This window comes from Candidatus Bathyarchaeia archaeon, from assembly GCA_038873195.1.
Classification (GTDB): domain Archaea; phylum Thermoproteota; class Bathyarchaeia; order Bathyarchaeales; family Bathycorpusculaceae; genus DSLH01.
This window is the reverse complement of sequence record JAVZEV010000001.1, coordinates 1,170,348-1,185,264: the sequence shown is the minus strand read 5'-3', so window position 1 is coordinate 1,185,264 and position 14,917 is coordinate 1,170,348. Positions and strand designations below refer to the sequence as shown.

Here is a 14,917-nt window from a genome sequence, read left to right as displayed (position 1 = left end):
GTCTTCAGATGGAGATGAATAAAAATTGTTAAGAATAAATACAGACAAGCTAGTGAAAATTTCAGTTGTAGGTGAAGTTGTTAGTCCAGTTTTTGGAAGAAGCATATATGACATTTCAGCAGAAGGCGTTCCAATGGTTCTTCCCGGCGTCGGCGGCATAACCTATAACGTACGAGTAGGCGATCCAGCATGTGGATGGGAAGCAGACCACGTTGAGCCAGGCGTAAGCATAGAGAACAAAGAGAATGATCCGCGTTTTGGGCAAGGTGCAAACGCGGCTTTAAATGTACTTTCTTGTGTTGGAAACGAGGCAGTGGTGGTTTCTGGGGATGCAAAAGGCGCAAAGGGAGTTGTAACCGGAAAGCATGGTGGTATTGAACATGTGTTAGTTGACTTTCCGCCTGAAATTCTTGAGAAACTAATGCTTGGAGACAAAGTGCTTGTGAAAGCTTTCGGTGTAGGCTTAAAACTTCTTGATTTTCCAGAGATCAAGGTTATGAACATGGATCCACGTTTTCTTGAATCTTTGAATTGTGAGTCTAAAGATGGTAAACTGGAGGTTCCAGTGGCGCATGTTGTTCCAGCTTCGATTATGGGGTCGGGTTTAGGTGCTAACCAGACGTACTCTGGAGATTATGATATTCAGCTTTTTGATGAAAGTACTAGGAAGGAATTTGGGCTTGATGATTTGAGGCTCGGTGATTTGGTGGCTATTTTAGATGCAGACCATTCATTCGGGCGGATTTATCGCAAAGGTGCTGTTTCTGTTGGCATAGTCGTGCACACGGATTGCGTGACGTCGGGTCATGGACCTGGAGTTACTACGCTTTTCACGTCTTCTACTGGAAGAATTGTTCCGAAGATTGATGCTAAGGCGAACATTGCTTTGCTTATGAAGTTGAGAACAGATATATAAAGCAGATTTGACATGTTTAATGCAGAGAAAAAACGCGAGGAGTTGTAAAGGTTGCCGTTCAAACGGAAAAGCCGTGGAAGGTCTAAAGGCGGTAAAGGCAGTAGCGGCACTGTTCAATGCGCCATGTGCGGGCAGCAGGTGCCTCGGGACAAAGCTAAGAAGGTTACTCGTAGGAGCTCGCTTGTTGATGCGCAATTGGCTCGGGAGCTTCGTCAGAAGGGTACTTATATGGGTTCTTGGATTGACACGAAGTATTATTGTGTCTCTTGTGCTGTGCATCGTGGTATTGTGAAGGTTAGGGCTCGAGACGAGAGACGGATGCGCCCGAGAAGACGGTTTTAGCGTTTGCGTTTAGTTTGTTTCTTTTTTCTTTAGTTTTTTGTAGGTGTAGACGCTTCTTTGTATGACTGTTAGGTTTGTGAGTATTGCGAGTAGGATTATGCTTGCGTTTATGATGGTTGTTGGTTGCCAGAAATAAGCGATTAATGTTGCAATGGCTATTATGAGTATGCGTTCTGCTCTTTCTGCTAAGCCTATTGTTTCCATTTTTATTCCTGCAGCTTCTGCTCTTGCGCGGGAATAACTTACGAGTAGTGAGCCAATTAAAGCTATTATTCCCCATAGGGCATTGCATAAGCCGCCTATAATTATGCCTACGTATACGGCAGCATCAGCATATCTATCTAGTAAGGAGTCTAGAAAACCTCCGAAAATCGTTGTTTGTTGATATAGTCTTGCTATTACGCCATCTAGTGCGTCGCAGAAGCCAGAAGACAGAAGCAACAGTGTTGCGAGCAATAGGTAAGTGGGGTTGTTTTGCCACATTGTGTATGTGGTAGCAGAGAGAAACGCTAGGATTATGCCGATGGCGCTCACGGTGTTGGGTGTCAAGCCTATCTTGTGGGCTGTTTCTGCTTCTGTGGTGAGTATTTGTTGAATTTTCTGCTTTAGTTTTGTCAGCATCTGCGGGGGTTTTCCTCAAACAATTTTTATTTATTAGTTGGTATTGTAATGTAGGGTTTAAAGGTGTTTATGTATGATTGATGTTTCGCCTTTGAAGGTTAATGGTAAAACGTGTTTGGGTTTGCGTGTGGATTTGCCGGGTTCGCCGCCTTTGCTTTTGATTATTGCTGAGAAGGGTTTTGTGATGTGTGGTTTTCTTAATGTGGAGGCTGCGGAAAGGTTGGGAGTGGTTGCTGCGATGGTTAGTGGAGTGAAAACGTTTGAGGAAGTGTTGAATGCGCAGGTTAAAGCAGCTACGTCGAAAGCGAAAAATCTTGGTGTAGAAGCTGGAATGAAGGGTTCTGATGCTCTGAAACGTATGTTCTGAAGAGGCTTGCTTGTGATGTTGACCCCCCCTTATAAATAGATTGGGCTTTTGGTTCAATTGTTCATGTTATAGTTAGGACACAATTACGCTGGTAATAGTTATGTAACACTAGCAAGCACCGTTTCCATCAAATTATTTTTTGGGTTATTAGGCGATAAAAAATTCTTCATTCACTTTGACTACAACCTAAAAACTAAAAAGTGCGGGGGGTTAGGTTTAGACTTCGGTTTAAATTCTCGGAATTTTCTACATGCTGGATTTCTTTCACTTATCATCATCAGAATCTTCGCGGACCCAAACCTCGTTCTTGGGGTTTGCTAAAGTCTAGCAACATCTGAGCCCCCTTAAAACGTGGAGAATGTTACTTTTCTTCATCTTCTCGAGATCACTCTCACTTGTAGTACTCCAGCAATTCCTTGACTTTAGGAGGTGCATTGGCAAAGTACAGAGGGAAAATCAGAAAGTCAACCAAGACTACTACAGCTACTCCGATAACTATGCCTATGAACAAAACTTTCCAAGCTCTCGCTTTATATGAAGTCCATAGGATGTAGATGGAAGTCAAGACCATAAGGATGTGATTCAGCTGTCCCTGAAGCATAAAGCCACTCCAACTAAAGATAAAGAGCCCAAGCCCTCCGAACCTTAGCAACAAGGGAATCGATATACTTGAGATTAATCTCTTCTTGGTTAATATACCGATTATCGCAACCATCTCAGAAGGACTGCAGATATTCATTATTAGCCAACCGAGCACATCTAAACCTAAAAAGCCCATGAAAACAAGGGCACCCCAGAAAACATTGATCCCCATCAACGTAGCGAGAAGCAGTTCGATTCTCCTTCCAAAAACATTCTTTACCTCTAGCATTCACTCATCCCTTACCTTTTGCTCCGAGGGCATTTGCCATTTTTGCGAGTATCGCCAGCTCGTTTCAAACGTGTCCAAGAGGCATTTGACACATTTGCTATATTCCATTGCGGAAATGTCAAATATCTGATCATCCATCCATACAATGTTGAAAGTCCTGTCTGAAAAGCTTACAGAACCTGTATTCGCTTCTTTACCCTTAAAGTCAACGTATATTCTCGCTTTTGTTGTCGCGATTTCGCCCAGATCTTGCAATTCGCGTGTAGGTTTTTCTCCAATTGGCAAGATTATTTTTAAGTCTTTGTCTGCTAGAAGAGGAATCAACTTGTAGAGCAGAGTCATTGGAATGTTGGTTATCCTTATTCTTCTTGATTTTTCGATTTTTCTCTTGATCTCCTCTATTCCTTCTTCAATAGTGTCAAAAGTTGTTGAAAGTTTAGCTTCGTATCTTCCTTCCACTATTGGCATGCGTCTTCACCTTGTGTTTTTTGTGCGGCATTCCAGCCTAGGTTGTACCATTCTCCGAAGCATTTTGAGCATTCATCATATAGCATTTCGTCCACAATATAGTAGTCATCTACTGGGTCTTTAAATACGGTAAACGTTCTGCTCTCATCAAGGATAACGGATATCGACGGCACTTCCTTTCCCTTTATTATACAGACTATCTTCATTTCCGCCTCCTTGAATTCAACGTTTTCGTCAGCGATTTTTCTTTCTCCAGGGAAAAGAAGAACTTTCACCGCAGCATCTTTGCTGAATGCTTTGCTTATCTTCTTTAGAAAGTCTGTAGTTGCGTTGCTTATCTGTATGGTTTTGGCTTTCTTTATTTCTTCCTTAAGGTTTTCCAATCCAAGATCAAACTTTTTGATTACAAACTTCTCTTTCATTTCAATCACCTCTTTTTCAAGCGTCGTCTTTACAGAGTTCAGAAAATCGGCATACTCACTTTTGACTTTCTCGAAAATATCTTTAGGGTCAATAGCCTTGAATAAGAGCGGAACGCCAGAATAAATCTTAATCCATCCTCTACGAGCCAATGTTTCCAGAACTGAGTAAATCTTCGTTCTTGGCACGCCGGACTTTTCCGACAACTTTGTAGCAGTCGTTATATGATCATTTAGTAAACTGAGATACACTTTCGCCTCATATTCCGTAAGCCCAATTCGCTGCAACCTCTTGACGACGCTCTCCATACTGTATCAACTGATTTAACAAAGGGCTTAAGAAAATAAATAGTTGCTGTAACTCCATCGAGTTACACAACCTCAAAGATGATAGTCTGAAAAATAGAGAAACAATTGCCAAAAACGTTTTCGTCTGAGACTGCAACTTTTGTAAAATGTCAAACCGAGAATTTAAACGCTGTTTGTAGCATTTAGTGCGGGGGGTGGGATTTGCACTCCCCACGGCGTGGAGATGTCACCCGCAAATCCCCTTTTTTCTCGTTTACTCAAAAGCTAAAATAGCGCGCAGGAAAGAAAAGCCGTGCAAAGTTTATATAGAATTCTTTCACTAAACATCAAATCATATGCATATAACGACTTTTAGTTAGGTGTCATGTTATGGCTGAAGAGTTGGAGAAGTATATTAGGCCAATAAGAAATGCATCCTCGCCGGGAACACTAGCCGCCCTAAGTTTAGCCGCACTGAAAATTGGGGGAATCGAGTTTCCAATAGTCTTAAAACTTGGCCTCGGACTGGGTGCCATATTATTCCTTTTGTCGGCGTTCTTCATATTCTTTTATAGCATCTATCCATCATCTAGAAAAATGTGGATTGGAACTGCGATAACATTTCTGTTGGGACTAGTCTGTCTGATTCTGTCATCTGTGGCTTTTTTGATTTTTATTCTTCAGCCGGGCCTTTGATCCAGCCTTTAATTCCTATTCCCTTTTTCTTTTCCTTTGGTATTGATGTTGCAGTTTTAGAATGAAAGGTGATTCCCCAACAGCTTAAGGCGTGGAAGTAAGGCTCTTGGATAAGATTAGTGAATGACAGCTCGCCATATGCCAAGAACCCTATTACTTGTGTTGATAAAAGCCCTTCTTTTAGTATCTCGGCCTCAGTTCCTAATCTGCATCCAGCCATCAGTTCAATCACTCTTCGGTTAATACAGGAAATGAGGATGGTGGCATCGTTTCTGCTGAAGCCTTGATCGGCTCTGAGCATATCATGCACGCGTCGAGCTCCTTTCTGAATCTTCTCAAAGTCACCTATTACGAAGTAACCAGGCATCTCAGGAGTGTAGCTTCTGACTGGAAGGATAAGCTCTATATCTTCTCCCACCACTCTCATAGGAGCGACACAAGCATAATTACCAAAAGGAAAAGCAAATGCGTATCTGCCCAAAATAGGGTTAAACACTAATATTCTTTGCTGTGTCCTAGCATTGGAAATGATTTCAGAAATGGCTTTTTTGTCAACTACAGGCAAGCCTTTCTCCCCAGATAGTCGAGCTTCATTTTCGTAAACCACGCTGGCGTACTTTGCACAAGGATCTTCTCTGCCAATGCGTTTAACGTATTTAAAGTGAGGTTTTTTGTCAGGGTCAAAACGAAACATGTGCTGTCTTCCAATTCTTGATATTCCGTCTGCAGCAAGACCCATAGAAACCTCGGATAAGTTAGGGATCAATGCACACACAGCTTCACCGTCAAGAATCTTTAACTGTTGATGTTCTTTCAACCTCCCATAAAATTGATGGAAAAGCCTTGCATTCAACCCGTCCCCGCTGCTTCCGCCTATCACATTCATTATTCTTGCCTCGCGAGTGCTGCCCATGAAATTGGCAATTCCCTCTGCCAAAAAGTGCTCGAAGCCGGGAGCGTCGACCTTCGATCCCTGTGTTAGCACAAGCAAAGTCTTTCTCATGCGAAGATATTCTTTGCTTGCGGTCTGTTGGCTGAAGTCAACCCATGCATCACGAGCCATTTCTCTCCCTTGCTCTCCTGCCTCTTCTTCTGTTCGAAGACCCCAGCTGCGTCCTACACCTATAGGCAAGTTTGTGACCAAAGCTAAGAGAGACAAGCCGTTATAGCCGATTCCTGAAATTTCTTTAAGCACAAGGTCTTCGTTTTCTAATTCTCCTGCGGTTGTGTGGCCAATAAGTCTGACCTGATTTGCAGCACTTCTTTTAAACCTGTTTTCAATCGATCTCAAAATTGAATCACATATCAGCTTGTCTTTCTCTGCGGGTTCTCCTCTGTAACTTAGATACAACATCAACAACTTCACATCTTCAAGATTGTAGCCGCTGTTAGAGAGATCTTTTTCAAGTTTGTCAAGAACCGTTCCGATTAGTTTCTGGGCTTCTTCTGGACTGTTCCTTCTCCTAAGCTCAAACTCCTCTTGCGGGTCAAGTAGTAACTCATTCAACGTGTGTGCATGGCTTGCAAAACCCAAAAAGAAATCATCAACCATAGTTTGTCCCAGGTTAAAATATTACTGTCAGATTATAAATGTTTGCGACAATGACAAACTCTTCAAGAATTCCGAGAATTTGAACCGAGGTCTAAACCTAACCCTCTCATGATCATTGAGCTGAGAGTTTGAACAATACTATGACTTGAGTTGATGGCAGCCCAGGATAGGTCAAATATCGGTTTAAAATGTCCGGGTTAAGGCTCAATTCTTCACTATTTTCGCAAAGCACCTAAAGACCAAACTTAAAATGCGGTTTTAGAGTGATATCGTGACTAAACAGAAAGGCAGTTATTAAAATCGACGAATGCCGAGCTTTCATAGGAAAACCTAAACTTGACAAAGCTGAAAAAGAGCTAAATTTTGCCCTTGATTACTGGCTAAATAAAAGAGAAGCACTACCAACCAAAAATGCGTCTAAATGCAAGTCATGTGCATACATTACCATTTGCGATTCTAAGCCTGTTCTCCATTAACCTTAGCCCCTTTCTGTTAACAGCGACTAATGGAACTCATGCGTTGGGTTTAAATCTCGGTTTAAATTCCCGGAATTTTGGTTTTAGGAACTGTTTATTTTTCTTAATGATTTGGTGGATGAGATGAGGATTCAAACTTATCCTGGGCTGCCCAATTTTTGTGGGTGTTTGAACATATCCTGTTTAATTGTAATATAGATTACAGTTTCGCAAATTAAATAGATATCTTGGGTTCTCTTTCTCTTAAACTATTCTTATAGGTTAGTTGAAAAGGATGAAAAGAAAAATGTTAGCAGATAATTTAATGTGTTCACGGAATGTTATCATCCCAATTTTGGCTATAGTAATGCTTATTGTTAGCGTGTTAGCTCTTAAAGCCCCTTATTTTTCCACTGAAGCTTCGAAAACCATGAATGAAGTAAACACGCAACTTGGCTTCTTTTCAGAAAGTCAATTGCTTGAGAACCCGTCCGATTGGTTCACAACGGGGCAAGCGGCAGACCTAATGTTGGGACCCGTTGGGCTTGAGGAAAGTGGGGGGCCATCGTTTCTAAACCATCCCATGGGCGTAGCTACAGATGGCGCGCGTCTATTTGTCGCGGACACTTGTAACAATCGAGTACTGATTTGGAATTCAATTCCCACAACAAATTATGCTCCGGCAGATATCGTGGTTGGTCAACCAGATTTCACGAGTTCTGTCTCTCGCGGTGGTCAGAACGGTTTAAACTGGCCAGTAAGCGTCGCAGTTGCCGGTTCAAAACTTTTTGTTGCTGACACTGGCAATAACCGAATTCTAATATGGAACAGTATTCCAACTACCAATTTTGCACCTGCAGATGTTGTTGTTGGGCGTCATGATTTTGAAACTTGCGAGGATCTTCCTCACACCGAATTTACTAGGGATTTGTTGCGCTGGCCTTGGGGAGTCTGCTCAGATGGCACGAGACTTTTTGTTGCAGACACACGAGTGGGTAGGGTGCTGGCTTGGAATGCTATTCCGACAGAGAATGGGGTGTCAGCAGATTTGGTGTTGGGCAAATTTGATTTTGACCATCCTTACAATCCAGACGATTATGATCCACTTATATACCCCGAGTTGATGGTAACTCCGCGAGGGATCCGTTCAGATGGAAATCGCCTCATAATTAATGATCACGACGGTTGGCTGCGCATATGGAATACTATACCAACCACGAATGGAACACCTTGCGATTACATTGCACAATATAGTAATTCTGAAACTGAACCGGGCTTTGACGGCAATCGCATACTTGTAGCCCAAGGGCACGGCATATTCATATGGAACTCTATCATAGATTTTATGGATAATAAGTCTCCAAACGTAATCTTGGGCAATCCCTCTTTTCCTGGTGTCAGCAGAGATAAAATGTTGTCTCCGCGTTCCATAGCTACAGACGGCCAGCACATCATCGTTGCCGAGCGGTATGGAAGTAGAGTTTTAATCTGGAACAGCATTCCAACCGAGAACTATACGTTACCTGATGTTGTGCTAGGACAGCCTGACTTTGACACAAACATGTTTCTATCTCAGGTAGGAGTGGATCAAATTGCAGGTATAAGCACTGACGGTGCCAACCTTCTTACAGCACACAGCGGCGAAGCTAGAATCATGATCTGGAAAAGCTTACCCGAAATAGAATGCCAACCAGCAGACCTCATATTAGGATGGAGTGACTTTGATCCTACTAGTAGGATAGGAGGCACAGGAATGGTGGATGGATGGGGAGTCTTCACGGATGGAACCAGAGTTTTTGCCACAGATACTGCTCGAAGTAAAGTGCTCATATGGAATACTTTTCCAACAGTGAACGGGCAGCCACCAGATGTCGAACTAGGACGCGCTGGAGAAGCAGGAAGATATGGCTTAAATCAACCTTTTAGACTCGCAAGTGATGGAAAAAGGCTTGTAGTCGCTGATTGGTTCAATAATCGAGTTTTAATATGGAACACCATTCCTCAAGAAAACGATGCGCCAGCCGATCTCGTAGTAGGTCAACCAGATTTCAACTCAACAGAACCTAGAACTGGCCTCGCGGGATTAAGCCAACCAATCTCGGTCTTTACAGATGGGAAACGACTTTACGTAGGAGAACGAGGACCACCATGCAGGATATTAATTTGGAATACGTTCCCCACTCAAAACGGGCAGCCCGCTGATATCGAGATAGTCACATTCCAGATCGATTCACTTTTGTGCGGGTTGTCTCCCTATGACATATTTTCAGACGGAGACCATCTTTTTGCAACAGACAACAGTGGGAATCGCGCGTTTATTTGGAACACCATTCCAACAAGCAGTAATCAAGCGCCCGACATAGTTCTAGGTCAGCCTAACTTCAATTCCACATGGGCGTCGATTAGTCGCTACGGTCTAAACACCCCCACTTGTGTCTCATTCGACGGAATTCACCTTTGGGTAGGCGAAACAACATGGAGCCATCGCGTCCTACGATTCTCAATCCCTAACCCAAGATCAGTAATACTAAAGCCACCATTCAATGTTAAAGCGAACTCGATGACACTGATATGGTCCCAAGCCACAAGGGACGATTTCACACGCTATGAAGTTCACATGTCAACAGAGCCAGGATTCACTCCCACCAATGAAACGCTTCTCGTCACCATAACAGATAGGGCAAACACCTCATATACTGTAAGCGGTTTATCTCTAAACACCATTTACTACTTCAAAATAAGATCTTATTACACCGACGGACTATACGGTGATTCAGTTCAAAGGTGGGCAACAACGCTTGCTGAACAAACCTCCTACAGTATTTGGAATTTCGAAATAAATGCTGAGGAAAAAAACTTTACAGTTCAGATAATGTCAAATGGAACAATTTCAGCATTCGAGTTTCTGCAAGCCGATAGGAAGATAGCCTTCAACATTACTGGATCTTTGAATAAAGTTGCCTTCTGCAATGTCACTATTCCAAGACAGCTGTTGGATGGTCCATTCAGCATAAGATTTGACGATGTACCTATAACAGATGTAATCGAAAACTGGAATGAAACCCACACGATGCTTCATTTCACCATAACGTTAAGCCAACACAAAATAGAAATAATAGGTACTAGCGTCATCCCTGAATTTTCATCACCTCTCATTTTGGCACCATTCATAACAGTAACAATACTAACAGTGATACTCCACAAAAAAGACAGCCACCGTAACCATAGGCAACACAAAGAAAACCAATAAAACTATTTTTAACTTCGACTTCTGGACTTTTTTCAAAGATGTCGCGAAAAAGACGGTTAAACTGAGCTTTTTAGACGAAGTGCGGGGGTTAGGTTTAGACCTCGGTCTAGATTCTCGGAATTTTGCTTTGAGCAATGGGTTCCAAAAACATTGTATTTTGTGGATTGTGAGTCCGTGATACTGAACATTAGAATAATAAACAAGCAAGGACAACAACATTGCTGAGAAAAGTTGGGGAAAACGACATTTAAGGAGAAAATTCGACTCTTATTAGAAGCCGTGTTTGCAACTCTACTATTCATGATGCAGAGTGTAGTTTATGGTGGTTGGGCTATAAGCGTAATGTCTATTCCATTATTGCCTTATCTAGTTATGCTCGCAACTGGTCATCTGAATTTGGAGAGAGATATCGATTTGTTATTTTTGCGAAGGAATTTATTGTTGGCAGGGTAATAGCTTTGATTGGATTTACATTGTTTTTGGTTGCAGGGATACAGTTCCTTAGAGACCGCGCTAGAGGTGCTAATGTTATTAAAACAGGCTTATATTCGGTTGTTAGGCATCCTCAATACTTAGGAACAATAATCACTACCATCGGGCTAACCGTAATGGTTCTAACGTTAGGGGGCAATCCACAGATCATACTCTCTTGGTTGATACAAGTTCTGGGATACGTTATTTTAGCCAGATATGAAGAATTGCGTCTTGAGAAACAACATGTAGAGGATTTTCGTCAATATAGACGAAATGTTCCCTTTATGTTCCCAGCAAAGTGTCCATCCAAAATTCCAGAAACAATATTCACGATTTTAATAGCCATTATCATTTCCCTTGTTTTCTTAATTTTTCCTTTTGAGTTAATTCGCATCCGTTGAGTTCTAAAATTTGTTCATTCAAAATATCAGAAAGTGCGGGGGGTGGGATTTGAACCCACGAACCCCTATGGGATAGGCGCCTCAGGCCTACGCCTTTGGCCATGCTTGGCAACCCCCGCGTGGAATCGTGTTCTCTTATTTTTCATGTTTGTTGTTTGAATTAAATCTTGCTTTAGAAAAGTCGGGTACTAATGAAGGAAAAGTGTGGAAAGTTTAGGTTAGGCGGAAGTCTTCCTTTATCGTCGTTAACACGACGTGCGTGTTTGTTCTTTCCACGTAAGGTATTGCCAGAAGCCTTTTCGTGAACTTGCTTAGTTCTTCTCTGTTTTTGAATTTCGCAATTATGACCGCGTCTATCAAGCCCGTCACGTCATACACGCAACAAACATTCGGCAAACGTGCAATCTCATTTTCCACTTCCAAAAGTCTACCCTTAGAAACGGTTATTTCGCTGACAACTGTTAATTCATACCCGAGTTTTTCATGGTCAAGCAGCGCCGAATAGCCCTTTATTATTCCTTCTTTTTCCATCCGCTTTATCCGAGACAAAACAGTGCCTATGGAAATGTCGCATTGGTTGGCTATCTGCCGCGACGAAAGCCGCGCATCAGAAGTTAACGCCTTCAATATTTTGACGTCTGTTTCATCCAAATCCATAGTCGCTCACCTTTTACTGTATATTTGTCTAATCTAATGCGTTGTATATTTAACATTTATGCATGTTTTTTCCAATAAATCTTTTATATGTAAAAAAATAATTCCATCTGTTGTAAACTTGATTAGGAATGAGCAGCATGGAATACGCACAGAACATTGACATGTGCCTAAAACTAATAAAAAGCGCAGATTACATTCTCTTACATTTCACAGACCTACTCGGCTATTTAAAAGGCAGAACCATCCCAGCAGAAGAAGCAGAAAACGCCCTAAAAGAAGGCGTCGGCTTCGACGGCTCTTCCATAATCGGCGGAGTCGGCATAGAAGAAAGCGACATGGTAATGAAACCCGACCCATCCACATTCACAGTTTGCCCATACTACTTCTACGACAAAGGTGTTGCAAGCTTCATCTGCCAAGTACACAAACCAAACGGCGAACACTTAGAAAGCGACCCAAGACACATCTGCAAACAAACTATACAAAAAACATTAAAAGAAGGATATACGCCAACAGCCGCAGCCGAACTAGAATTCTACCTAGTCCAAAAAAACACGGAAGGCGAAGTTTACCCAGTGGAGAATCACCTCATAGACAAACAAAGATACTTTGACATAGCGCCTGGACGAGACATAACAGAAGCTTACCGGATGGATTTATCCAACGCCCTATTCGCCATGGGAATCACTGTTGAAAGACAACACCACGAAGTAGGCTCAGCACAAAACGAAATAACATTCAGATACTCAGACCCCCAAACCACTTCAGACAACATCATGCGCTACAAGTTCGCAGCAAAAGCAGTAGCAGACAAAAAATACGGTTGGACAGCAACATTCATGCCAAAACCGTGGCACGGCAAACCCGGCAGCGGCATGCATGTTCACTTAGGACTGCGCAACCCAAAAAATGGAGAAAACCTATTCTACGACCCGAAAGGCTACGCGCACCTTTCGCAAAAATGCCGATATTTCATCGGCGGCTTACTAGAACATGCCCGAGCACTCTGCGCGATTGTTGCGCCAACAGTTAACAGTTACAAAAGACTTGTGCCTGGCTACGAAGCCCCAGTGTACGTGGCGTGGAGCAAGAGAAACCGCTCTGCATTGATTAGAGTGCCAGAATATTTCCCTGGAAAAGAAAGAGAAGCAAGAATAGAGTTCAGATGCCCAGACCCGCTTTGCAACCCGTACTTGGCTTATGCCGTGATTTTTGAAGCTGGATTAGACGGTATCAGAAAAAATATTGATGCTGGCGACCCCGTGGACGCCAATGTTTATCACTTAACAGAAGCAGAACGCAAGAAGTTAGGCATCCAGATTTTGCCAACATCACTTAAAGAAGCCTTAGAAGAATGGAACAGCGACGACATCTGCAAACAAGCTTTAGGCAAGGAAAACGCGGAAAAATACATGGAGCTTAAAATGCAAGAGTGGAAAGAATATGAACCACACCAGCCCAACGACAAAAGCCAAGTAACCAGTTGGGAACTGCAAAAATATCTCTATGCATAGAAGTAACATGCTTAAATACTCGCGTCCACACGGAGCAATAATTCCACAGTAAGAGAAAGATAAACAATGAAATACGACACAATACTCGTGCTTGACTTTGGCGGACAATACTGCCACCTCATAGGAAGACGAATAAGAGAGCATGGAGTTTACTCGGAAATCGTTGCTCACGACACAAAACCAGAAGAAATTGAGCTTCTAAAAGAAAAGTTCAACGTGAAAGGACTCATTTTTTCAGGCGGACCAGCAAGCGTTTACGAGCCAAACGCGCCAAAACCCAACCAGCACATCCTAGATGTGGGACTGCCAATTCTGGGATTGTGTTATGGACATCAACTTATTGCTCAAATGGTTGGAGGAAAAGTTGAAACAGCAAAAGAAAGAGAGTATGGAATAGCATACGTAACCATTAACAAGCCAGTAGGCGTTTTGAAGGGATTAAACGCAAAAGAAAAAGTGTGGATGAGCCACGGTGACACTGTCTTCTCAATTCCCGCTGACTATGAAGTGTTAGCGCATACAGAAAACTGCCCAGTCGCAGCGTTCAGACACAAGAAAAAACCAATTTATGGTTTGCAGTGGCATCCGGAAGTTGTGCACACAGAAAAAGGAAACAGAATGCTCCAAAACTTCATTTTCGAAGTCTGCAAATGCGAAGCAAACTGGAAAATGGAAGACATCATAGAAAAGATGACGGCAGAAATAAAAGCGCAAGTTGGCGAAGGAAAAGCCATAATAGCCCTAAGCGGAGGCATAGACTCCAGCGTCGCCACAGCCCTAGCAGCAAAGGCCATAGGCAACAGACTTACAGCAGTATTTGTCGACCATGGATTCATGCGCGAAAACGAACCAGAATTCGTAAAAAACGTCTTCCAAAAATTCAAACTAAACCTTATAATCGCAGATGCACAAGAACGATTCTTGAAGAAACTTAAAGGAGTTACAGACCCGGAGAAGAAACGCAAAATCATCGGCGAAGAGTTCATCCGCGTCTTCGAGGAAATTGCTGAAAAAGTAGGTGCTGACTACTTAATCCAGGGAACCATATATCCCGACAGAATTGAGTCTGGATTCAGAAAATTCTCAGACAAAATAAAAACCCACCACAACGTAGCGGGTTTACCAATTAAAATCAAATTCAAAAAAATCATTGAGCCACTACGCGACTTATACAAGGACGAGGTTCGAAGAGTCGCTAAAATGCTTGGATTGCCAAAAGAAATAGTTTTCAGACAACCTTTTCCTGGTCCGGGACTCGCAGTCAGAATAATTGGTGAATTAACTCCGGAGAAAGTTAGGATAGCCAAAAAAGCAGACAAGATTGTACGCGAAGAAATTGAGAAGAGTGGATTGGAAGAGAATTTGTGGCAGTACTTCGCCGTTTTGACAGACACCAAAGCTACGGGCGTGAAAGGCGACGCGCGAGCCTACGGGTATGTTGTCGCAGTCCGTTTTGTAGAAAGCCGCGAAGCAATGACGGCTAGTTTCGCAAAAATCCCGTATGAGGTGTTGGAGAGAATTTCTACAAGGATTACAAATGAAATATCAGAAGTTACGCGTGTTGTCTATGACATAACGCATAAGCCGCCGGCAACGATTGAATGGGAATGAAAGAAGAGTTTAACT

14 protein-coding genes and 1 tRNA gene are annotated in these 14,917 nt (G+C 42.5%); 8 read left to right on the top strand and 7 right to left on the bottom strand.

Annotated features, from left to right (window positions below; translation table 11 throughout):
• Positions 1-25 precede the first annotated feature (25 nt).
• A complete protein-coding gene (locus QXW63_06630; GenBank protein MEM3461564.1) occupies positions 26-916 on the top strand; it encodes a DUF4438 domain-containing protein in 891 nt (296 codons plus the stop codon).
• A gap of 51 nt (positions 917-967) precedes the next feature.
• Entirely contained in the window at positions 968-1,258 is a 291-nt protein-coding gene (locus QXW63_06625; GenBank protein ID MEM3461563.1) for a 30S ribosomal protein S26e, read from the top strand.
• A 9-nt stretch (positions 1,259-1,267) separates the two neighbouring features.
• Here the strand turns inward: QXW63_06625 and pgsA are convergent, their stop codons facing one another.
• A complete protein-coding gene (gene pgsA, locus QXW63_06620) occupies positions 1,268-1,879 on the bottom strand; it encodes an archaetidylinositol phosphate synthase (GenBank protein ID MEM3461562.1) in 612 nt (203 codons plus the stop codon).
• A 73-nt stretch (positions 1,880-1,952) separates the two neighbouring features.
• Here pgsA and QXW63_06615 point away from each other — a divergent pair, with 73 nt between their 5' ends.
• Complete coding sequence (locus QXW63_06615; GenBank protein ID MEM3461561.1) at positions 1,953-2,246, top strand: DUF1805 domain-containing protein; 294 nt, start codon at positions 1,953-1,955, stop codon at positions 2,244-2,246.
• A 391-nt stretch (positions 2,247-2,637) separates the two neighbouring features.
• On the opposite strand, the gene QXW63_06610 is transcribed toward QXW63_06615, so the two are convergent.
• Genes QXW63_06610 through QXW63_06600 form a run of 3 tightly spaced genes read right to left on the bottom strand, consistent with a single transcriptional unit; the run spans position 2,638 to position 4,313 of the window.
• Positions 2,638-3,117: a hypothetical protein gene (locus tag QXW63_06610; GenBank protein ID MEM3461560.1), complete on the bottom strand. Its 480-nt coding sequence runs from the start codon at positions 3,115-3,117 to the stop codon at positions 2,638-2,640.
• Positions 3,118-3,585: a hypothetical protein gene (locus QXW63_06605; GenBank protein MEM3461559.1), complete on the bottom strand. Its 468-nt coding sequence runs from the start codon at positions 3,583-3,585 to the stop codon at positions 3,118-3,120.
• Complete coding sequence (locus QXW63_06600) at positions 3,576-4,313, bottom strand: helix-turn-helix domain-containing protein (GenBank protein ID MEM3461558.1); 738 nt, start codon at positions 4,311-4,313, stop codon at positions 3,576-3,578. The genes QXW63_06605 and QXW63_06600 overlap by 10 nt, the downstream gene beginning before the upstream one ends.
• 369 nt (positions 4,314-4,682) lie before the next feature.
• Here QXW63_06600 and QXW63_06595 point away from each other — a divergent pair, with 369 nt between their 5' ends.
• Positions 4,683-4,988 carry a hypothetical protein gene (locus QXW63_06595; protein ID MEM3461557.1) on the top strand — a complete coding sequence of 102 codons (306 nt, stop codon included), beginning with the start codon at positions 4,683-4,685 and terminating at the stop codon, positions 4,986-4,988.
• On the opposite strand, the gene QXW63_06590 is transcribed toward QXW63_06595, so the two are convergent.
• A complete protein-coding gene (locus QXW63_06590) occupies positions 4,966-6,540 on the bottom strand; it encodes a hypothetical protein (GenBank protein ID MEM3461556.1) in 1,575 nt (524 codons plus the stop codon). The genes QXW63_06595 and QXW63_06590 overlap by 23 nt on opposite strands.
• Before the next feature lie 885 nt (positions 6,541-7,425).
• Here QXW63_06590 and QXW63_06585 point away from each other — a divergent pair.
• Together QXW63_06585 and QXW63_06580 are read left to right on the top strand one after the other, a co-directional pair.
• Complete coding sequence (locus QXW63_06585; protein MEM3461555.1) at positions 7,426-10,245, top strand: fibronectin type III domain-containing protein; 2,820 nt, start codon at positions 7,426-7,428, stop codon at positions 10,243-10,245.
• A 326-nt stretch (positions 10,246-10,571) separates the two neighbouring features.
• The gene (locus QXW63_06580) at positions 10,572-11,120 is read left to right on the top strand and encodes an NnrU family protein (GenBank protein MEM3461554.1); all 549 of its coding nucleotides are present in this window, start codon (positions 10,572-10,574) and stop codon (positions 11,118-11,120) included.
• 34 nt (positions 11,121-11,154) lie between these two features.
• Here the strand turns inward: QXW63_06580 and QXW63_06575 are convergent.
• A tRNA-Leu gene (locus tag QXW63_06575) sits at positions 11,155-11,239 on the bottom strand.
• 94 nt (positions 11,240-11,333) lie between these two features.
• Entirely contained in the window at positions 11,334-11,777 is a 444-nt protein-coding gene (locus tag QXW63_06570; protein MEM3461553.1) for an Lrp/AsnC family transcriptional regulator, read from the bottom strand.
• 137 nt (positions 11,778-11,914) lie between these two features.
• On the opposite strand from QXW63_06570, the gene glnA reads away from it, so the two are divergent.
• Both glnA and guaA read left to right on the top strand, forming a co-directional pair.
• Positions 11,915-13,291, top strand: a complete 1,377-nt coding sequence (glnA, locus tag QXW63_06565; protein MEM3461552.1) for a type I glutamate--ammonia ligase — start codon at positions 11,915-11,917, stop codon at positions 13,289-13,291.
• Between the two features lie 66 nt (positions 13,292-13,357).
• A complete protein-coding gene (gene guaA, locus QXW63_06560) occupies positions 13,358-14,902 on the top strand; it encodes a glutamine-hydrolyzing GMP synthase (GenBank protein MEM3461551.1) in 1,545 nt (514 codons plus the stop codon).
• Positions 14,903-14,917: the final 15 nt, after the last annotated feature.